The sequence below is a fragment of the Parasphingomonas caseinilytica genome, assembly GCF_036663755.1.
Taxonomy (GTDB): Bacteria; Pseudomonadota; Alphaproteobacteria; order Sphingomonadales; family Sphingomonadaceae; genus Sphingomonas.
The window spans coordinates 962,129-981,429 of record NZ_JAXOJL010000001.1 but is presented as its reverse complement, the minus strand read 5'-3'; the positions used below and the strand labels follow the sequence as shown (position 1 = coordinate 981,429).

Below are 19,301 nucleotides of genomic sequence, written 5' to 3'. Positions count from 1 at the left end.
CGCCGTCGTTCAATAACTCGAAGGCGGCGGCACGTCCGAGGCAAGCGTTTCCAGCGACAGGTCTTCCTTGCCCACGCCGTAATAGCTCGCCACGCGGTCGGCATAAGCCTGGTCGAACACCGGCGGGTTGGCCGCCCAGCTCGGGCCGCCTTCTAGCACGCGGCGGTCGATCGTCACGATGAACACGTCCGCCGCCGGATCGAACGCCAGCAACGCGAAGGGCAGGGGGTAATAGGCCTTGCCCATGCCCAGGAACCCGCCGATCGTCAGCACCGCATACATCGCCTGGCCGGTACGCTTGTTGACCATGAAGGCGTAGACCGATCCGATCTTGTCGCCGTCGCGGCTCTTCACCTGCATCACGTCGACCTTGTTCGACTGGATCAGCAATTGCGTCGGTTCTGCGGTGTTGGCCATGTCAAAATCCCTTCGTGTCGGCATCGTAACAGCCGGATCGGCATCGGGTTCCTAATCTTCTTCGATCAGACTGGTCCGCTTGGTTTCCGGGAGCAGCAAAAACGCAATAGTCGCGACGCCCAGAAAGCCGGTGACGTACCAGTAAAATCCGGCCTCGGCACCGGCCTGTTTGAACCAGAGCGCGACATATTCCGCCGTGCCCCCGAACGCGGCATTGCCGATCGCATAGGGAAAGGCGACGCCCAGCGCGCGGATATGCACGGGGAACAACTCCGCCTTCACCAGGGCGCTGATCGAGGTATAGGCGCTGAGCAGCATCAGCGGCAGCAGGATGATCGCGAACGCGACGACCGCGTTCTTTTCCACCGCCAGCGCGCTGAACACCGGCACCGTCACCGCCATTCCGCCGATCCCGAACAGCAACAGCATTGGCCGCCGCCCGAAGCGATCCGCCAGATGCCCGAACAGCGGCTGCGCGAGCATGTAGACGACCAAGGCCGCCGTCATCACCTGCGTCGCCGTCTGCACCGCGAAGCCGCTGGTGTTGACCAGGAACTTCTGCAGGTACGTGGTATAGGCGTAGAAGGCGAGGCCGCCGCCCGCGCTGATTGCGACGACCAGCATGAACTCGCGCGGGTGCGCCTTCCACAGCGCCAGGAAACCGGACTTGGGCCGATCCTTCGCCATGTTGGTGAACGACGCGGTCTCCGCCAGATTGCGCCGCATCACATAGACGAGCAGCGCCAACACCGCCCCGATAAGAAACGCGATGCGCCAGCCCCACGCCGCCATATCGGCCTTGTTCAGCACCGCCTGCAACGTCAGGGTGACGGCCAAAGCGGTCAACTGCCCGCCGATCAGCGTCACATATTGAAAGCTCGACCAGAAACCGCGATTCTTCTTGGTCGCCATCTCCGACAGATAGGTCGCGCTCGCGCCATATTCGCCGCCGACCGACAGGCCCTGCAACATTCGCGCGATCAGCAGGATCGCCGGTGCCGCCACGCCGATCGTCGCATAGCCCGGCACCAGCGCGATCATCATCGATCCGGCGAACATCAGCCCGACCGACAGCGCCAGCCCCGCCTTGCGCCCATGCGTGTCGGCATAGCGCCCCATCACGTACGCGCCGATCGGTCGCATCAGGAAGCCAACCGCGAACACCGCCGCCGTGCCGAGCAATTGCGCGGTCAGATCGCCCTTGGGAAAGAAGGTCGCGGCGAACACCAAAGACAGCGACGAATAGGCATACCAATCATACCATTCGACCAGATTGCCCGCCGATCCGCCGACGATCGATTTCAGCCGCTTGGTATCCATGCGTCTCGCTTTCCCCTCACCGCACTCGTCGCGCAACCGGGCGTGCAAGGAAAGCGGATTTGTCGCTGTAAGGTTGAGCCGACCCTCCGCTTCGCGCATAGCGTCGCGATGCGCTTGCCGATCCGCTCCATTGCGACCCTCACCGCCATCGCCGCGCTGAGCGCCTGCGTCCCTGCGCCCAAGCCGATGCCACGCCCGGTGCAGCGCCCCGCGCCCGCGCCGGTCGTGCCGCTGCCCGAACCCACGCCGGTGGCGCAGGATTGGCGCGATTGGCCCTATACGCCGGGCGACTGGGTCTATCGCCAGGATGCGCGCGGTTCGATTGCCTTGTTCGGCGTGCCCGGTGCCGATGCGCAATTCACCATCCGCTGCGACGTGCGGGCGAATGCGATCTACCTGTCGCGCGCCGGCAGCGTGCCCGCGCCGCTGGCGATCCGCACCTCGACCCTGCTGCGCACGCTCGCCGTCCAGCCGACCGGTGGCACGCCGCCTTATGTCGCGGCGGCGCTCGCCCCGCGCGACGGCCTGCTCGAAGCGATCGGCTTCAGCCGCGGCCGCTTCGTCGTACAGCAGGACGGTGCTCCCACGCTCGTCATGCCCGCCTGGGCCGAGATCGAACGCGTGACGGAAGATTGCCGCCGCTGATCGCGCGCGTCCCGAAACGGTCGTCATCCTGACGAAGGTCAGGATCCATCGTTCCTGCCGGACCGGCACCCGAGAGGCACGATGGATCCTGAAAAAAGTTCAGGATGACGGCGGTAAAATGGGAAGCGCCGCGCACCTCTCAGGCGATTTAAGCGGCCCAGGAATGTCGCGGAAAATATCTGCAATTACAAGACTTGTATCGCGCCCCGGAATGACTCACATTCCATTTCGTACCCAAGGCAGGGTACGCCGTTTCAACAATGCGAAAGGAGGTGATCCGATGTCTCATGGTTCAGCAAGGGGGTCGGTTCAGTTCGTTCGGGGGACGCACGCTTAAGCTCTACGGGGTAACCCATCGATAGCGGGACGGGGGGTATTCTCCCCCAGACAACGCCCCCGCCTATCGGAGCTTAGCTGTTCGCATGGTCCTCCAAGCTGGAGCTTCCGGCCGCTGACCATGTCAGGAGGTTGCCGGGGTGTCGCAAGACCCCCGGCAGCCTCTTTTCATTTGTAAGCATAATAGGATTTGTCGTTACGACGTCCGGTTTTGATGGAAAGCGGACGTAGATCGGATATGCATGACCCATGCTATTGATACTTGTTACTGCCGCCTCGATCGCATCGTGTCCCGTCGAGAACGCGCGGTATGAGCTTCGCGGCGCACCGAGTATTACGGCTCGCTTCCATCCCGTAAAACGCAGTGCCGACTGGCCCGCCGGACTGGCACTTCGCGTGCTCGTTGCCGAGTCCGGTAGGTCGTATTGGTTTCTTCCGTGGCAGGGCGGGACTGACCAAAGGACGAATTTCGCTTGGGTCCGGGAGAGCAACTCGCCCATCCAGTTTCAGTCGGTCCGGCGCGATATGGAAATGTTCGCCACCGACGCGTTTTACAATCTGCAATCCCAAGTCCCTTCGGCGGGAGGCCTCGCGCCAATGCACATGCTGCTGCCAAGCCTCGGCAACATTGCCTGGTATTCGACCACCGACGTTCGCCGGGACAGCATACCGCGCGCGTTCTTTGATTTGACCAGCTGCGAAGTGTCAGAGCGCGTCACTCCGGCGCCCGGAATTGAGTTTCCGGCGATCCCCTAATTCTAGACCCGCCTCTTGGAGCTAATGTCCGCCATTGGGCGGAAGCTGCTAACGCAGTCCGTTCTTAGGCCTGCAATCGGAGCCATGCCCAGGATGCTTGGATGCCGCCCTCCGCAAATGGCAAATCCGCAAATGTCGAAGCGATCGATACCGAACTTTCCGAACGCCGTACCTCGACTTTAGCTTGGCCTTCAGCATCTCAGTATAGGAAAAATGCTCTATGGCAGAGGCTTGGCCGTAACTTCTCGGAAAGTTCGACGCATCTTGTTCTACCGTCCCTTCTGCCCCAGTGTCCGCATATCACGCCGGGACAGCTTCGGCGGATGATGCGAGGTTCTTTCATGCGCGCGTTCCCGATCCTCCTGTTGGCCGTCCTTTCCCCAGCGCCCGCCAGCGCCCAGACGAAGGTCGAGGAACGCTCGATCTCCGATCTGCAATCCGCGATGGCAAGAGGTGCGAGCAGCGAGGCGATTACCCGCGCCTATCTCGCACGGATCGCGGCGATGGATCGCGCCGGGCCGACTTTGCGCTCGGTGATCGCGATAAACCCCGATGCGCTGGCTCAGGCGCGGGCCAGCGATGTGCGGCGGCGGGCGAAAAAGCCGCTCGGCCCGCTCGATGGCGTGCCGATCCTGATCAAGGACAATATCGAGACGCTGGATCCGATCGCGACCACCGCCGGCAGTCTGGCGCTGAAGGACAATATCACGCACCGCGATGCGCCGGTCGTCGCCAATCTGCGCGCCGCCGGCGCGGTGATCCTGGGCAAGACCAACCTTAGCGAATGGGCCAATATCCGCTCGACCAGTTCGATGAGCGGATGGAGCGCGATCGGCGGGCTGGTGCGCAATCCTTATGCGCTTGATCGCACGTCCTGCGGCTCGTCCAGCGGTTCCGGCTCGGGCATAGCGGCGAGCTTCGCGGCGGCGGCGTTGGGCACGGAAACCGATGGCTCGGTCGTCTGCCCATCGGCGATGAACGGGCTGGTCGGCCTGAAACCGACGATCGGGCTGGTCAGCCGCACGCATGTCGTGCCGATCAGCCATAGCCAGGACACGCCCGGTCCGATGGCGCGTAGCGTGCGCGATGTGGCGATCCTGTTCTCGGCGATGGTCGGCGCGGACCCGGCCGATCCCGCGACGGCGGGCGCGGGGAAATATGCGCGTGATTATGCCAAGGGGCTGTCGGCCGGCGCGCTGAAGGGCGTGCGCGTCGCGGTGCTGCGGCCGGACATGCCGGCGGCGATGAAGCCGGTCTACGACGCGGCCTTGGCCGATCTGAAGAAGGCCGGCGCGATCCTGGTCGATGTCGAGGCACCCAAGGCCGATGGGCTTGGCGATGCCGAATTCGAGGTGCTGAAGGTTGAATTGAAAGCCGACCTCGACACCTATCTCGCCACCACGCCCGCGACGGTGAAGACGCGGACGCTGGATCAGGTGATCGCCTTCGATACGGCCAACGCGGCGACCGCGATGCCTTTCTTCGGGCAGGAGATTTTCCTGATGGCGGCAAAGACGCGCGGTCTGGCCGATGCGGAATATCTCGGCCTGCGCGCGAAATCGCTGCGGCTGGCAGGCGCGGAGGGGATCGACGCGATGCTGAGATCCGCCAAGGCGACGATCCTGGTTCAGCCGACATACGGCCTGCCATGGCTGAGCGACAGCGTATCGGGCGATCATTCCACCGGCCCCAGCGCCAGCGAGATGCCCGCGGTGGCCGGCTATCCGCACCTCACCGTGCCGATGGGTCTGGTGAAGGGCCTGCCGGTCGGCCTGTCGTTCATCGCCACGGCGTATGGCGACGCGGCGGTGATCGAGGCGGGATATGCCTATGAACAGGCGAGCCGCAAGCGCGTGGCACCGCGCTATCTGCCGGTGGCGGACGTCGGGCCGGGGCTGGACGGCGTGCGGTGAGGGGAACAGGCCGCCTTACACGGACTCCACTGCGTTCGTGCTGAGCCTGTCGAAGCACATGCCCCAAACGCGTCCGCGCGCCCGATAAACGCCCTCCCACAAGCTCGGGGCGAACGGAGATATTCAGCGCCGGTCGCGTTCCAGCAATTCCTCCCGGATGCGGATCGCGTTCAGCGACATCCGCACCTCCAGCAGGAATGCGGCCAGCGCGGAGATCAGCAGCGCCATGGCGAGGATGAAGGACACCGCGACGATCGTGCCGATGTGCAGCTTCACCAGTTCGGCGACGAACAGCAGGGCGACGACCAGGCAGGTCATCACCGCGCTAGACACCGCCAGCACCAGCGCCGCGTTGATCACCGACATGCGTTTGTTGAGCAGGCGCAATTCCCACACGTGCCGGTCATGCTCCGGCCCGGTCGAGCGAGGGTGCAATTGCTCCACCGCCCGCGCGCGATCGACCACGCGCGATAGCCGCCCGGCGAGCACGTTGAGCAAGGCACCGATGCCGGCCAGCATGAAAACCGGGCTCAGCGAAAGCTGGATCGTCTGCGCGATGGTGGTGACGGCGGGAAAGGAGAACATGGCGCGACTGTGCGGGGCCGGTGCGTGCCGGGTCAAGCGCGAACCGGTTGGTAACGCCTGATCGGCTATGGCCCGGACCTATGAACGCCCCGATGTCGCTTTCCGAATTCGAACGCCTGCCGCCGGCCACGCGCGCAGTGGCGCTGGATGGCCTGTCCGGGCTGATCGACCTCGTGGCGGATAGCAGTGCAGCGAGCCATCGCTTCCTGCGCTTTCAATGGTTTGCCGCCGCGCTCTCGGCCTATGGCGGGCGGGCGCGGACGATCGTGGTCGAGGCGGATGGCGAGCCGGTGATCGCGTTGCCGATGGTCGGCTTCGGCCCTGGCCCGGCGCGACTGGCCGCCGTGCCCGGCAGCTACTGGCCGTTCCGCAGTTTCCCAGCGAGCGTGGGGGCTGACGCCGATGCCTATGCCGCGTTGCTCGGCGCGCTGGGCGAGGAGGTCAACGCGCTGCGCATCGGCCCGGTCTATGACGGCGATGCCTCCGCCGCGCCCTTGCTAGCGGCGGCACAGGCAGGCGGCTGGGCGGTGCTCGACAGGTTCGTCGCCAATAGTTATCTACTCGATATGGCCGCGGCGCGGACCGAAGGCACCTGGCCCCGCACGTCTACGCTGAAGAAGAACCGCTTCCACGAAAAACACCTCGCCGATCATGGGGCGCTCGACTGGCAATTCCTGTCCGGCGAGACGATGAATACGGCCGCTTTCGACGCTCTTGCGGGCATCGAGCAGAAGAGCTGGATCGCCGTGCGAACCGATGGATCGGACGCCAAGTTCACCGCCACTGGTCACGGCGCGTTCTGGCGCGCCGCTGCGACGGATCCGGTGCTGGCGGAGATGATGTGGGCGGCATTGCTGCGCGTCGATGGCGTGCCGGCGGCCTTCTCGTTCGACATCAACGCCGGCGGACTGAAATACGCCGTCGCCAACAGCTACGATCCCGCCTTCGCCAAAAACTCGCCGGGCAAGCTGCTCTATTACCGCAATCTGGCGCGCGCGATGCAGGATGGGATAGACACGGTCGATTGGGGCGCGGGCGACAGCGGCTACAAGCAGGTAATCGGGGCCGAGAAAGGACCGGCGATCCGCGACTGGCTCTTGGTGAGGCCCGGCCTGCCGGCGATGCTCGGACGGGCGTTGCGCCAGGTCTGGGAGCGCAGCGGACATGTTGAGGTGGTGCGGGGCTAGGCTTCGAGCTGCCTTATCGGCAGTCGATGGTACGGTGATCGATATGAGCGGAGTTATACCATCGCGATCGTGCCAGGCTCGTCCCAGCACATGCCTGGAAATGCCACCCAATATGCTCAGAGCAAGGGAGCTGATACGAGGTTCGCTGCCCTAGAGGTCGATCCTAAAGCGCGATGACTTCAAATAGAACCGTTCGTGCTGAGCCTGTCGAAACACGTGTTCCCCCAATATCCGGCAGCGCTTGGACCTGTCCTCCGACAAGCTCAGGACCAACGGTCAGGGGATGGTTCTGCTTCACGTCATCATGCGCAAGAGAAGGGCGGCAAAACGAAAAAGGCCGCCAACCTCTCGCGAGGCGGCGGCCTTCTATCGAAGCTAAGTCCGAGACTTAGGCGTAGGTAACGCGAACCGACGGCTTGGCGCGGCGGCGCATGCCGAAGCCGACCATGCCGAAGCCTGCGATCATCATCGCCCAGGTTGCCGGCTCAGGAACAGCCGATGCCGCATTGGCGATCGTCAGCGTGTAGGTGCCGAAGTCCTGGTTGTCGAAGCCAGCGATCACTGCGGTGTAGACCGTGCCTGCGAGCAGGTTGACGGTGAAGCCCGACTGGGTGACGTTGCCAGCAGCCAGATCATCGTTAGCGATGATGATGTTGGTCAGCGGCGATGCCGGATTGAACGGTGCTGCATAGAGCGCCAGGAACGGGTCGTAGTTCAGCGTCGAGCTGGTCAGCAGGAACGTGTAGCTGCCCGATGCCAGCGGCGAGAACAGGAACGTGTTGTAGGCAACTGCGGTGCCGACACCCGACATAGTCGTCGGCGGCGTGCCGGCGACCGTGCGGTTGTAAACCGGGCCACCGCTGGTGTCGCCGATGACCGTGTAGACGACGGCAGCGTTTGCAGCCGGTACGGCTGCGACGGTGAAAGCAGCGACTGCTGCTGCGGTAGTGATCTTGGACATGAAGCTCATGGTACAGCCCCTTCTTGGTTGCCGGAGAAAATCTCCGTAAGTGAAATCTGATACTCAGCCGGAGAGTAGCATGACTCGTGCCAATCCCGGTTTTCCGCCGTTTGTGCTGCAGTGCAATGTAGGGGTGTAAGCGAGAGCGACAGGTTTCTTCCTGCACGCTGAAATGGTGGTGGCATTAGGAGGCCGAGCCACTCCGCCGCCTGGGAAAGTGCCGGAACGATCTACTGCCGGATATACCGGAAGTACCACACCTCACGCCCCTGGCGCCGCGCCTTGCGCTCGTAGCGCGTTTCAGGCCAGTCGGCCGGGCGATCGAGGAAATCGTGCGGCTCGCGCGCCTGCCAGACGAAATCGCTGCGCGCGTTCATGATCATCATCGACCAGCGGCAATAGGTCGGATCATCGGTGCCAAGGCGGAACTCCGCGCCCGGCTTCAGCTTCTTCGCGATCAGATCGAGCGGCCCGTGATTGACCATGCGCCGCTTTGCATGCCGCGCCTTGCGCCACGGATCGGGGTGCAACAGATACAGCCGGTCGAGGCTGGCATCGGGCAGCCGTTCGACAACCTCCAGCGCATCGCCCATATGGATGCGGACGTTGGTAAGGTCGCCATCGCGGACATGGTTCAGCGCACCGACCACGCCGTTGAGGAACGGTTCGCAGCCGATAAAGCCGGTATCGGGATGGGCGGCGGCCTGGCCGGCGAGATGCTCGCCCGCCCCGAAGCCGATCTCGACCTGTAACGGGCGCTCATCGCCGAACAGGACACGCGCATCGAGCAGGCCGGTTTCCGGCACGCTGATGCGCGGCAGCAACTCCTCGACCAATGCGGATTGGCCGAGGCGCAGCTTATGCCCCTGGCGGCGGCCGTACAGCCGCCGGATGGTCGTCGGGTCGTTCAACGAGAAAGCCTCAGGCCACTGCGGCCTTCAACGCATCGACCAGATCGGTCTTTTCCCAGGTAAAGCCATCCGCATCGGGTTCGCGACCGAAATGGCCGTAGGCGGCGGTGCGCTTGTAGATCGGCTGGTTGAGCTTCAGATGCTCGCGAATGCCCTTGGGCGTCAGGCGGACCAGCTTCGGCAGCACCTCCTCGACCTTGGCTTCGGACACGGTACCGGTGCCATGCAGATCGACATAGAGCGACAGCGGCTCGGCGATGCCGATCGCATAGCTGAGCTGAATCGTGCAACGGCGGGCGAGGCCGGCCGCGACGACATTCTTCGCCATATAACGCGCGACATAGGCGGCCGAACGATCGACTTTCGTCGGATCCTTGCCCGAGAAAGCACCGCCGCCGTGCGGCGCTGCGCCGCCGTATGTATCGACGATGATCTTGCGACCGGTCACGCCCGCGTCGCCGTCCGGTCCGCCGATTTCGAACGCGCCGGTCGGGTTGATGTAGATGTCGGTCGTATCGCTGATGAAACCCTCGGGCAGCGTGTCCTTGAGGACGCCCGAGACATAGCTGTGCAGCTTTTCGTACAGCGCCGGATCGGCATTATCGCCCTGCAGGCAATAGCCCGGCTTGTGCTGGGTCGAGACGACGAGGGCGGTCGCGCGCACCGGCTTCTCGTCCTTATATTCCAGCGTGACCTGGCTCTTGGCGTCCGGCTCCAGGAACGGCGCGGCACCCGAGTGACGATCGGCGGCCATACGCTCGAGGATCTTGTGGCTGTAATACAAAGTGGCGGGCATCAGGCCCGGCGTCTCGTCGGTCGCATAGCCGAACATGATGCCCTGATCGCCAGCGCCTTCATCCTTGTTCGCGCCTTCGTCCACGCCCATCGCGATTTCCGCCGACTGACCGTGGAGATTGTTCTCGAAGCGGAAGCTCTCCCAATGGAAACCGGACTGTTCGTAGCCGATTTCCTTCACCGTGTTACGCACGGCGGCTTCGATCTCTTCGAGCACGCCCGGCGCCCATTCGCCGTTCTCGTAAATGCCCTTGCCGCGGATTTCGCCGGCCAGCACGACAAGCTGGGTGGTCGTCAGCGTCTCGCAGGCGATGCGCGCCTGGCTGTCCTTGGCCAGGAACAGATCGACGATCGTGTCGCTGATCTGGTCGGCGACCTTGTCGGGATGACCTTCGGAAACCGATTCGGAGGTGAAGAGAAACGAAGCGCGCATCTGATAACCCTTAGCTTGATATGGCGGCCTGGATGCGGGGCCGGGCGCGCCGGAACCGCATATAAAGCTTTCCTTATATGACGCGCACTAGCTGCGCGGTCGGCGAATGGCAATTGCCAACGTCAGCAGAATGACGACGACCAGTCCCGCCATCCAATTGCCCAGGCGCGCGAACACGGTGGGCGGATAGGGCGCGGGCAGGGGCAGTTCGATCGCGCCTGCGGTATCGGCGGGCACGGTGGCCAGCAGGTGCCCGTCGGGGGCGATGATCGCCGAGATGCCGGTCGGCGTCGCGCGCAACACGGGCAGTCCTTCCTCGATCGCGCGGAGCCGTGCTTGGGCAAGGAACTGCGGCGGCCCCGACAGGCCGAACCATGCTTCGTTCGATGGGTTGAAGATCGCCGCCGGGCGGTGCGCGGGGTCCACCACCTGGCCCGAGAAGATGATCTCGTAGCAGATCTGCATGCCGACCATGCCGAAGGCGGGCAGTGCGATGCCGCGCGCGCCGGGGCCGTCGAGGAAATCCATGTCGCCTGGCACCAGACGGCTGAGGCCGAGCCGCGACAGGATCGGGCGCGCGGGGAGATATTCGCCGTACGGCACGAGATGCGCCTTGTCGTAGCGTCCGATGATGCGCGCCTGGCGATCGATCGCGAAGATCGAATTGGTCGCCGACACCATCTCGCCGCTCTTGTCGAACTGCACGGCATTGCCGCCGGTCAGCACCACGTCGTTTGGCCCGAGCAAGGCCGCGATGCGGCGCCGCGTAGTGGAGGCATAGCCGAGCCAATAGGCGTCGGGCGGATAGCCGTCTTCCAGCATGAAGCGCACCGCACCCTCCGGCCAGACGATCAGGCGCGGGGCCGGGCCGGGCTTGCCGATCAGTGCGAGCAGCGCCTCGAGGTTCATCTCGGCATAATCGTCCTGCGGGCGCTCCTCCTGCCCGAGATCGGGCTGGACGATGCGGACGCGGGGGGCTTTGGGATCGGACGCGGTGGGCGTTTGCCTGATCTCGATGCCGTTCAGCGCGAGCAGGGCGATCGGGATGATCGCGAACAAAGCCGGCTTCCAGCGCCGCCACGCGAGCGGTAGCAGCAGGCCCGCAATGACGATCGTCATACCGGACAACGCATAGGTGCCGATCCAGGCCGCGACCTGCGAAACGCCGGGCAGCGGCAGCCATATGACGCCCAGGGGATTCCAGGGATAGCCGGTGAACAACGTACCCCGCAGCCACTCGGTGATGATCCAGCCTGCGCCGAAAACAAGCGCGAACCCTGCGCCGGGTGGACCCTTTATGTCGCCGATCGACCGGGAACTCGCCAACCGCCAGGCCAGTCCGGCGGCAAGCATCGGATACACCGCCAGATACAGAGCGAGCGCGACGACGGCACCATAGCCGAGCCAATGGGGCATCGCGTCCTGAAAGGTGAAAGCCTTCTGGATCCAGACGTTGCCGATCGTGAAATGCCCGATGCCGAACAGCCAGCCGCGCAGCAGCGCCTGTTTGAGCGTGCGGGCGTCGTGAACCAGCCACAGCCATATGGCGAGGCAGGCGAGGGTAATCGGCCACCAGTCGAGCGGCGCGAACCCGGTCGCGGCAAGCGCGCCGAGGGCGAGGGAGGCGAGAGAAGCGAAGCGTTTCACGCGAGCGCTATCGCTGGGAATAGGTAGGCTTACAATCCTCCCCGGAACGGGGAGGTGGCATGCGCAGCATGACGGAGGGGGTGGGCCGGCAAAGCTGCCATGCGGATAGAGCCGGCCGTATGACCGTAGCGTTGCCGGCACGCCCCCTCCACCATTCGGCTGAAGAAGCCGAACGGTCCCCCTCCCCGTGCCGGGGAGGATAGGCTAACACCCTGGCATGATCCGCCCGTTCCACCTCGCCTTCCCCGTCCACGATCTCTCCGCCGCACGCGCCTTTTACGGCGGGGTGATGGCCTGCGTAGAGGGGCGCAGCAGCGACACTTGGATCGATTTCGACCTGTTCGGCCACCAGATCGTCGCGCACCTCGACCCCTCAGCCAAGCCGGTTGTCGTGTCGAACCCGGTTGACGGGCACGACGTGCCGGTGCCGCATTTCGGCGTGGTGCTGACGATGCCCGACTGGCAGGCGCTGGCGGACCGGGTCGCGGCGGCGGGCATCGCGTTCGGCATCGCGCCGCACATCCGCTTCAAGGGCCAGCCGGGCGAACAGGCGACGATGTTCTTTCGGGACCCGAGCGGCAACGCATTGGAGTTCAAGGCGTTTGCCGATGACGCGATGTTGTTCGCGACCTAAAGGACCTACGATGACCGACCCGATCACGATGGACATACCCCATAAACAGGGCCGCGAGGGCGTGCGCGCGAAGCTCGATCGCGGCGTGGGCAAGATCGCCGGCGTCGTGCCGGGCGGCGTGGTCGCCGATCACCGCTGGGACGGGGATACCCTGCACTTCACGATCGAGGGGATGGGGCAGCGGGTCGCGAGCCGGGTGGAGGTGTTCGAGGACAAGGTGCACGCGGTGATCGACCTGCCGCCGTTTCTCGCGCTGTTTGCGGACAAGATCCGCGCGAAACTGGCCAAGGATGCACCTAAGCTGCTGGAATGAGGAGCCGATACGACATTCGTCATCCCAGCGAAGGCTGGGATCTCGTGCGGCCCTGTCCCGACTTCACCGCTTGAGACCCCAGCCTTCGCTGGGGTGACGGAATTGAGCGGGGATGAAGGAAGCGGTCTTACTTCGCCGCCTTAACCCGCCACACCACATTCCCCACATCGTCCGCCACCAGCAGCGCACCGGTCGCATCCGTGATCACGCCGACGGGACGTCCCTGCGCCGCGCCATCCTTGTTCAGGAAACCGGTCAGCACATCGACCGGCTTGGCACCCTTGGTCGGGAAGCCGTTCGGCCCGAACGGCACATATACCACCTTGTAGCCCGATACCGGCGAGCGGTTCCACGATCCGTGTTCCCCGACGAACGCGCCATTGGCGAAATTCGCCCCCAGCTTCGCGTCGTTGGCGAACGCCAGTCCGAGTGCCGCGACGTGCGGCCCCAGCGCGTAATCCGGGCGTTTGGAATATTCCTGCAAGGCGGGGTTGGCCGGCTCGACGCGCTTGTCGGGATAGCCGCCCCAATAATACCACGGCCAGCCGAAATGATCGCCCAGTTCGATCTGGCTCATATAATCGGGCGCAAGATCGGATCCGATCATGTCGCGTTCGTTGACCGTGGTCCAAAGCTGCTTGCTGTGCGGTTCGAACGCCAGACCATTGGGGTTGCGCAGGCCGGCAGCGAAGATGCGGTACGTCTTCGCTTCGGGATAGACTTGCAGGATATTGGCGCGGAATTTCTCGCGGTCCAGGCCGTTTTCGGCGATGTTGCTCGACGATCCGACCGTGACGTACAGCGTCTTGCCATCGGGATCAGCGATCACGTTGCGCGCCCAATGGTTGCCACCGCCCTGCAATTTCACGACCACTTCAGGCTTGGCGGTGATCGAGATGTCGCCGGTCTTGTAGGGCACCCGGACCAGCGCGTCGGTATTGCCGATGTACAGCCAGTCGCCCATCAGCGCCATGCCGAAGGGGGAATTGAGCCTCATCATGAAGGTGGATTTGCGGTCCGCGACGCCGTCGCCATTCGCATCGCGCAGGATAGTGATGCGGTTGGCCGAGGGCACGCCGGCCCCGGCCTTGCCCATCAGGACGCCCATCACCCAACCGGTGATGCCGCCACCCTTGCGCGGTGGGGAATTGCTCTCGGCGACCAGCACGTCGCCGTTCGGCAGACGGTAGAGCCAGCGCGGATGATCGAGCCCGGTGGCAAACGGCGCGACGCTCAGGCCGGGCGCGGCGACCGGTTTCTGGCCATCTTTCCAGCCGACCGCATCGGCGACCTTGATCGTCGGGATCATCTGCGCGCGCGGCTGGCCGATCGTCGGCGTGGCACCGGTGACGGCGGCGAAATCGAGCTGCGCCTTGTCGGGACGGGTAAGCCAGATGACCAGCCCCGCGACCACGAGGACGATCAGGCCGAGCACGATGAGAATGTGTTTGCGCATAACGCCCTAGGTAGGAGTGCGGGCGACCGGGCGGAAGAGCAAAAAGGCCGCCGGCAACGCGTGTTGCCGGCGGCCTTCCAGTTCAGGGGGCTGAACTCGTTATTTTACGTCGAACCGATCGGCATCCATCACCTTGGTCCACGCCTTGACGAACGCGGCCACGAACTTGCCCGCCGCATCGTCGGTCGCATAGGCTTCCGAGATTGCGCGCAGCTGCGAGTTCGATCCGAAGACCAGATCGACGCGGCTGCCGGTCCAAATCTGCGCACCGGTCTTGCGATCCACGGCGACGAAATTGTCACCGCCGGTCGCTTCCCACTTCGCCTCGAAGCTCGTCTTCAACAGGTTGCGGAAGAAGTCGTTGGTCAGCGTGCCCGGTCTGTCGGTGAACACACCCTTCGTCGACCCGCCATGATTGACGCCCAGCACGCGCAGGCCGCCGAACAACACGGTCATCTCGGGCGCGTTGAGCCCCAGCAGATGGGCGCGATCGACCAGCAATTCCTCGGCCGAATAGACCGAATCCTCGCCGACATAGTTGCGGAAGCCATCGGTGCGCGGCTCCAGCGGGGCGAACGAATGGGCATCGGTCTGCGCTTCGGTCGCATCGGTGCGGCCCGGGGTGAAGGGGACGGTCACGTCGTGACCGGCATCCTTCGCCGCCTTCTCGATCGCGGCGACACCGCCGAGCACGATCAGATCGGCAAGCGACACCGACTTGCCGAAGCCCTGCTGGATACCCTCAAGCGTGGACAGCGCCTTGGCCAGTTCAGCTGGCTCATTCACAGCCCAATCCTTCTGCGGCGCGAGCCGGACGCGCGCACCGTTGGCACCGCCGCGCTTGTCGGTGTGGCGGAACGTGCCCGCCGACGCCCATGCGGTGGCGACCAGGCGGCTGATCGACAGGCCCGACGCCAGGATCTTCGCCTTGAGATCGGCGATATCCGCCTCGCCCAGCGGCGCGCCTTCGGCGGCCGGCACGGGATCCTGCCAGATACGCGGTTCGGCCGGCACTTCGGGGCCATGCAGCAGGACGTGCGGGCCCATGTCGCGGTGCGTCAGCTTATACCATGCCTCGGCGAACGCCGTGGCGAACTGATCCGGGTTCTGGTGGAAGCGACGCGAGATCGCTTCATAAGCCGGATCGAAACGCAGCGAGAGATCGGTGGTCAGCATCGTCGGGCGATGCTTCTTGGTCGCGTCATGCGCGTCCGGCACGTCTTCGGCCGCGCCGACCGCGACCCATTGCTGGGCACCGGCAGGGCTGTGCGTCAGTTCCCACTCATGGCCGAACAGATTGTCGAAATAGAGGTTCGTCCACTTGGTCGGCTCCTGCGTCCAGGTGACTTCCAGGCCGCTGGTGATCGTGCTGCCGGCATTGCCGGTGCCGAGCGTGTTCGCCCAGCCCAGGCCCTGTGCCTCGATCGGCGCGCCTTCCGGCTCCGGGCCGACATAATCGTCCGGCACGCCTGCGCCGTGCGTCTTGCCGAAGGTGTGGCCACCGGCGATCAACGCGACGGTTTCCTCGTCGTTCATCGCCATGCGGGCGAACGTCTCACGAATGTCGCGCGCCGCCAGCACCGGATCGGGATTGCCGTTCGGGCCTTCCGGATTGACGTAGATCAGGCCCATCTGCACGGCTGCGAGCGGGTGCGCGAGATCGCGGTCGCCCGAATAACGCTCGTCCTTCAGCCATTCGCGCTCGGCACCCCAATTGACCGAGGTGTCCGGCTCCCACACGTCGACGCGGCCGCCACCGAAGCCGGCGGTCTGGAAGCCCATCGATTCGAGTGCGACGTTGCCGGTGAGCACGAGCAGATCGGCCCAGCTCAGCGCGCGGCCGTACTTCTGCTTGATCGGCCACAACAGCATGCGGGCCTTGTCGAGATTGGCGTTGTCCGGCCAGGAATTGAGCGGAGCGAAACGCTGCTGGCCCGAGCCTGCACCACCGCGACCGTCACCGATGCGATAGGTGCCGGCGGCGTGCCACGCCATGCGAATGAACAGCGGGCCGTAATGGCCGAAATCGGCCGGCCACCAATCCTGAGTGTCGGTCATCAGCGCGGTGATGTCGGCCTTCACGGCGGCGAGATCGAGCTTCTTGAACTCTTCGACATAATCGAAATCGGCGTCCATCGGATCGCCGGCGGGCGGGTTCTGGTGCAGCACCGAGATGTCGAGCTGGTTGGGCCACCACGTACGGTTGGTCATTTCGAACAGGACGGCCGCGCCATCCATCTTGCCGCCATTCATGGGGCATTTCGATTCGGCGTTCATGACATCTCCTATGGGGTCTTGCTAAACTCCCGTGCTCAATGCCACGCCGCGGACGATCGAGGAAATGCATTAATCCGCGAACTGTGATCGGCTGGCTGATATTTACGATGGAGCGATGGGGGCGGGCTATTCGTCCGCTTCGGGGGCGGGCACCGGGGGATGCAGTCGCAGGCGATGAACGCGGCGAGTGTCGGCCTCGACCACTTCGATCTTCCAGCCGCTTGAATGATCGATGCATTCGCCGGCTTGCGGCACGTGGCCCGCGAGCAACGCGGCGAGGCCGCCGAGCGTGTCGATATCCTCCTCGACCTCGGCCAGGCGCGGATCGACGGTTTCGCCGACATCCTCCAGTTCGACGCGCGCATCGGCATCCCACGCCCCGCCATCCAGCGGCACGAGCATCGCCTCGGGCGCGTCGTCATGCTCGTCCTCGATATCGCCGACGATCTCCTCGATCAGATCCTCGATCGTGACGAGGCCCTCGGTGCCGAAATATTCGTCCAGCACCACGGCCAGATGCACGCGGCTGGCGCGCATATCGGCAAGCAGATCGAGCACGCCGCGCGACATCGGCACGAACAAGGGCTGGCGGATCAGCGCGTCGAGCGTCTCCGGGTGGGCCGCGCCGGTGGCGAGGATCGCGAACACGTCCTTGATATGGACCATGCCGATGATCGTATCGAGCTTCTCGCGATAGACCGGCAGGCGGCTGTGGCCGGCCTCGGCGAAGATCGTCACCAGATCGGCGAACGGCGTCTTCTCCTCGATCGCGACGATATCGGCGCGCGGCACGCCGACGTCGCCGGCGTCACGCTCGCCGAAATGGAGCAGGTTGCGCACCATCGTGCGTTCGAGCGGCGAGAGATCGCCCTTGGCGTCGGGCGCAGGATCGTCCTCATGCGCATCGATCGCCTCTTCCAGCTGGTGGCGGAGCGAATCGTCGCCCGGCTGGCCGAAGATCATCGCCTTCAGCCCGCGCCAGATACTGGTCTCGTTCGACCCCTCCGCAGCCCCGCTGCTACTGTCCCCCTCGGGCATATTGTGTTTCAGTCCTCACGTATCAGATACGGATCGGCGAGACCGAGCGCGGCCAGCGCATCGATCTCGATCGCCTCCATCGCATCCGCCTCGTGATCCTCGAGATGGTCATAGCCCAAAAGGTGCAACGTGCCATGCACGATCAGGTGCGTGGCGTGATCTTCCATCGAAATGCCCTTCTCCGCCGCCTCGCGCTCGCACACGCTGTAGGCCAGGGCGATATCGCCGAGCAGCACCTCGCCGTCATCGGTGTTGGCGATACCGTCGAGCAGATCGGGCTGGACCATCGGAAAGGACAGGACGTTGGTCGGCTTGTCCTTGCCCCGATACTGCGCGTTGAGCGTCTGGATTTCGTCATCGGTGGTGAGGCGGACGGAGATTTCGACCGACACCGCCGCGGTGGCGAGTTCGCCATGCGGGGTACGTGAAAGCGCGGCTGCGGCGGCGCGCTGGGCGAGTGTCTCCCAGTCGGTGGTGTCGGGCCAAGGGGCTTCGATCGAAAGGGCGGTTTCAAGCATCCACGCCCTCATACGCTTCCACGATGCGGCCGACGATCGGGTGGCGGACGACGTCTCCGGCGCCGAAGCGGCACATCGACATGCCTTCTACCCCGTCGAGGCGGACGACCGCGTCGTTTAGGCCGCTGGCGTTCATGCCGCCGGGAAGATCGGTCTGCTTGGGATCGCCGCACACGACCATGCGGCTGTTCTCGCCGAAGCGGGTGAGGAACATCTTCATCTGCGCCGGCGTGGTATTCTGCGCCTCGTCGAGGATGATGAACGCGTCGGCGAGCGTGCGACCGCGCATGAACGCGATCGGGGCGATCTCGATCTCGCCGCTGGCGATGCGGCGTTCGACCTGTTCGGCGGGGAGGCAATCGTTCAGCGCATCGTAGAGCGGACGCAAATACGGATCGACCTTCTCCTTCATATCGCCGGGCAGGAAGCCGAGCTTCTCGCCCGCCTCGACTGCGGGACGCGACAGGATCAGGCGCTGCACGCTGCCGGTGATGAGCTGCGACACGGCCTGCGCGACGGCGATATAGGTCTTGCCGGTACCTGCCGGCCCGAGCGCGAAGATGATGTCGTTATTGACCAGTTCGCGCATGTAATGCGCCTGCGCCAGCGTGCGCGGGACGATGGTCTTCTTGCGGGTACGGATCATGATGCTGGGCGCGCCGCCGGTCTCGGCCTTGATGATGCCGGTCAGGGTCGGTTCGGCGGACATCGCGATCACCGCATCGACCATGCCCTGATCGACGCGCTCGCCGCGCGTGATGCGGTTGTAGAGGCCCTGCAGCACGTCGCGCGCTTCGGCCACCGCTTCGGCGCGACCCTCGAGGCCGACCTTGTTGCCGCGGGCGGTGATGTAGACGCCGAGCCGGCTTTCGAGTTGCAGGAGGTTCTGGTCGAACTCCCCGAACAGCTGGGACATGAGTTGCGGGCGATCGAACACCAGTTCGGCGCGGCTGCGATCACCGGATTGGGCGGGAACGGGCTTGCGGCTCATGCAATTCCTTGTGGTTGGATCGGACGATCAGGCAAGTGTGACACCGGGGTGCGGGTTCGGACACCGCACCGAAGTTCACACAAAGTCACACACTCTGCGCGTTTGTGCGGACAGCGGCGGAGGCGCGATGAGTCGGAGCAGGCGGTCGGGTCCGCTGGTGGGGCTCGA

The 19,301-nt window shown here is 64.6% G+C and carries 18 protein-coding genes; 6 read left to right on the top strand and 12 right to left on the bottom strand.

The window, feature by feature from the left end:
* Nucleotides 1-9: 9 nt before the first annotated feature.
* On the bottom strand, nt 10-417 hold the full coding sequence (locus U1738_RS04730; RefSeq protein WP_332787854.1) for a PRC-barrel domain-containing protein: 408 nt from the start codon (nt 415-417) through the stop codon (nt 10-12).
* Nucleotides 418-468: 51 nt separating this feature from the next.
* Entirely contained in the window at nt 469-1,737 is a 1,269-nt protein-coding gene (locus U1738_RS04725) for an MFS transporter (RefSeq protein WP_332787853.1), read from the bottom strand.
* A 108-nt stretch (nt 1,738-1,845) separates the two neighbouring features.
* Between U1738_RS04725 and U1738_RS04720 the strand changes: the two genes are divergently transcribed.
* From U1738_RS04720 to U1738_RS04710, 3 genes are all read left to right on the top strand, one after another.
* Entirely contained in the window at nt 1,846-2,382 is a 537-nt protein-coding gene (locus U1738_RS04720) for a hypothetical protein (RefSeq protein ID WP_332787852.1), read from the top strand.
* An 861-nt stretch (nt 2,383-3,243) separates the two neighbouring features.
* Nucleotides 3,244-3,474 carry a hypothetical protein gene (locus tag U1738_RS04715; RefSeq protein WP_332787851.1) on the top strand — a complete coding sequence of 77 codons (231 nt, stop codon included), beginning with the start codon at nt 3,244-3,246 and terminating at the stop codon, nt 3,472-3,474.
* Nucleotides 3,475-3,815: 341 nt separating this feature from the next.
* The gene (locus U1738_RS04710) at nt 3,816-5,387 is read left to right on the top strand and encodes an amidase (RefSeq protein WP_332787850.1); all 1,572 of its coding nucleotides are present in this window, start codon (nt 3,816-3,818) and stop codon (nt 5,385-5,387) included.
* A gap of 123 nt (nt 5,388-5,510) precedes the next feature.
* Here the strand turns inward: U1738_RS04710 and U1738_RS04705 are convergent, their stop codons facing one another.
* The gene (locus tag U1738_RS04705; protein ID WP_055777698.1) at nt 5,511-5,972 is read right to left on the bottom strand and encodes a DUF2721 domain-containing protein; all 462 of its coding nucleotides are present in this window, start codon (nt 5,970-5,972) and stop codon (nt 5,511-5,513) included.
* Nucleotides 5,973-6,064: 92 nt separating this feature from the next.
* Between U1738_RS04705 and U1738_RS04700 the strand changes: the two genes are divergently transcribed.
* On the top strand, nt 6,065-7,159 hold the full coding sequence (locus U1738_RS04700) for a GNAT family N-acetyltransferase (protein ID WP_332787849.1): 1,095 nt from the start codon (nt 6,065-6,067) through the stop codon (nt 7,157-7,159).
* A 388-nt stretch (nt 7,160-7,547) separates the two neighbouring features.
* On the opposite strand, the gene U1738_RS04695 is transcribed toward U1738_RS04700, so the two are convergent.
* The 4 genes from U1738_RS04695 to lnt all read right to left on the bottom strand — a co-directional run bounded on the left by U1738_RS04695 (nt 7,548) and on the right by lnt (nt 11,906).
* Entirely contained in the window at nt 7,548-8,129 is a 582-nt protein-coding gene (locus U1738_RS04695) for an FxDxF family PEP-CTERM protein (RefSeq protein ID WP_332787848.1), read from the bottom strand.
* A 221-nt stretch (nt 8,130-8,350) separates the two neighbouring features.
* Nucleotides 8,351-9,031: a tRNA (guanosine(46)-N7)-methyltransferase TrmB gene (gene trmB, locus U1738_RS04690; protein ID WP_332787847.1), complete on the bottom strand. Its 681-nt coding sequence runs from the start codon at nt 9,029-9,031 to the stop codon at nt 8,351-8,353.
* Between the two features lie 10 nt (nt 9,032-9,041).
* A complete protein-coding gene (metK, locus tag U1738_RS04685; RefSeq protein WP_332787846.1) occupies nt 9,042-10,259 on the bottom strand; it encodes a methionine adenosyltransferase in 1,218 nt (405 codons plus the stop codon).
* Between the two features lie 87 nt (nt 10,260-10,346).
* A complete protein-coding gene (gene lnt / locus U1738_RS04680) occupies nt 10,347-11,906 on the bottom strand; it encodes an apolipoprotein N-acyltransferase (RefSeq protein ID WP_332787845.1) in 1,560 nt (519 codons plus the stop codon).
* A gap of 217 nt (nt 11,907-12,123) precedes the next feature.
* On the opposite strand from lnt, the gene U1738_RS04675 reads away from it, so the two are divergent.
* Together U1738_RS04675 and U1738_RS04670 are read left to right on the top strand one after the other, a co-directional pair.
* Nucleotides 12,124-12,540, top strand: coding sequence for a VOC family protein (locus tag U1738_RS04675; protein ID WP_332787844.1), 417 nt, complete (start codon nt 12,124-12,126; stop codon nt 12,538-12,540).
* Between the two features lie 10 nt (nt 12,541-12,550).
* On the top strand, nt 12,551-12,853 hold the full coding sequence (locus U1738_RS04670; protein ID WP_332787843.1) for a polyhydroxyalkanoic acid system family protein: 303 nt from the start codon (nt 12,551-12,553) through the stop codon (nt 12,851-12,853).
* Between the two features lie 127 nt (nt 12,854-12,980).
* On the opposite strand, the gene U1738_RS04665 is transcribed toward U1738_RS04670, so the two are convergent.
* From U1738_RS04665 to U1738_RS04645, 5 genes are all read right to left on the bottom strand, one after another.
* Entirely contained in the window at nt 12,981-14,309 is a 1,329-nt protein-coding gene (locus tag U1738_RS04665; protein WP_332787842.1) for a PQQ-dependent sugar dehydrogenase, read from the bottom strand.
* 99 nt (nt 14,310-14,408) lie between these two features.
* Nucleotides 14,409-16,586, bottom strand: a complete 2,178-nt coding sequence (gene katG / locus U1738_RS04660) for a catalase/peroxidase HPI (RefSeq protein ID WP_332787841.1) — start codon at nt 16,584-16,586, stop codon at nt 14,409-14,411.
* Between the two features lie 126 nt (nt 16,587-16,712).
* Entirely contained in the window at nt 16,713-17,624 is a 912-nt protein-coding gene (locus U1738_RS04655) for a hemolysin family protein (RefSeq protein ID WP_332787840.1), read from the bottom strand.
* An 8-nt stretch (nt 17,625-17,632) separates the two neighbouring features.
* On the bottom strand, nt 17,633-18,142 hold the full coding sequence (gene ybeY / locus U1738_RS04650) for an rRNA maturation RNase YbeY (protein WP_332787839.1): 510 nt from the start codon (nt 18,140-18,142) through the stop codon (nt 17,633-17,635).
* Nucleotides 18,135-19,133, bottom strand: coding sequence for a PhoH family protein (locus tag U1738_RS04645; protein ID WP_332787838.1), 999 nt, complete (start codon nt 19,131-19,133; stop codon nt 18,135-18,137). The genes ybeY and U1738_RS04645 overlap by 8 nt, the downstream gene beginning before the upstream one ends.
* Between the last annotated feature and the right edge of the window lie 168 nt (nt 19,134-19,301).

Bases quoted from the DNA above. Each gene is read 5' to 3' on its own strand.
- U1738_RS04730 (WP_332787854.1), bottom strand. From the start codon at position 417: ATGGCCAACACCGCAGAACCGACGCAATTGCTGATCCAGTCGAACAAG.
- U1738_RS04725 (WP_332787853.1), bottom strand. From the start codon at position 1,737: ATGGATACCAAGCGGCTGAAATCGATCGTCGGCGGATCGGCGGGCAAT.
- U1738_RS04720 (WP_332787852.1), top strand. From the start codon at position 1,846: ATGCGCTTGCCGATCCGCTCCATTGCGACCCTCACCGCCATCGCCGCG.
- U1738_RS04715 (WP_332787851.1), top strand. From the start codon at position 3,244: ATGGAAATGTTCGCCACCGACGCGTTTTACAATCTGCAATCCCAAGTC.
- U1738_RS04710 (WP_332787850.1), top strand. From the start codon at position 3,816: ATGCGCGCGTTCCCGATCCTCCTGTTGGCCGTCCTTTCCCCAGCGCCC.
- U1738_RS04705 (WP_055777698.1), bottom strand. From the start codon at position 5,972: ATGTTCTCCTTTCCCGCCGTCACCACCATCGCGCAGACGATCCAGCTT.
- U1738_RS04700 (WP_332787849.1), top strand. From the start codon at position 6,065: ATGTCGCTTTCCGAATTCGAACGCCTGCCGCCGGCCACGCGCGCAGTG.
- U1738_RS04695 (WP_332787848.1), bottom strand. From the start codon at position 8,129: ATGAGCTTCATGTCCAAGATCACTACCGCAGCAGCAGTCGCTGCTTTC.
- metK (WP_332787846.1), bottom strand. From the start codon at position 10,259: ATGCGCGCTTCGTTTCTCTTCACCTCCGAATCGGTTTCCGAAGGTCAT.
- U1738_RS04675 (WP_332787844.1), top strand. From the start codon at position 12,124: ATGATCCGCCCGTTCCACCTCGCCTTCCCCGTCCACGATCTCTCCGCC.
- U1738_RS04670 (WP_332787843.1), top strand. From the start codon at position 12,551: ATGACCGACCCGATCACGATGGACATACCCCATAAACAGGGCCGCGAG.
- U1738_RS04665 (WP_332787842.1), bottom strand. From the start codon at position 14,309: ATGCGCAAACACATTCTCATCGTGCTCGGCCTGATCGTCCTCGTGGTC.
- katG (WP_332787841.1), bottom strand. From the start codon at position 16,586: ATGAACGCCGAATCGAAATGCCCCATGAATGGCGGCAAGATGGATGGC.
- U1738_RS04655 (WP_332787840.1), bottom strand. From the start codon at position 17,624: ATGCCCGAGGGGGACAGTAGCAGCGGGGCTGCGGAGGGGTCGAACGAG.
- ybeY (WP_332787839.1), bottom strand. From the start codon at position 18,142: ATGCTTGAAACCGCCCTTTCGATCGAAGCCCCTTGGCCCGACACCACC.
- U1738_RS04645 (WP_332787838.1), bottom strand. From the start codon at position 19,133: ATGAGCCGCAAGCCCGTTCCCGCCCAATCCGGTGATCGCAGCCGCGCC.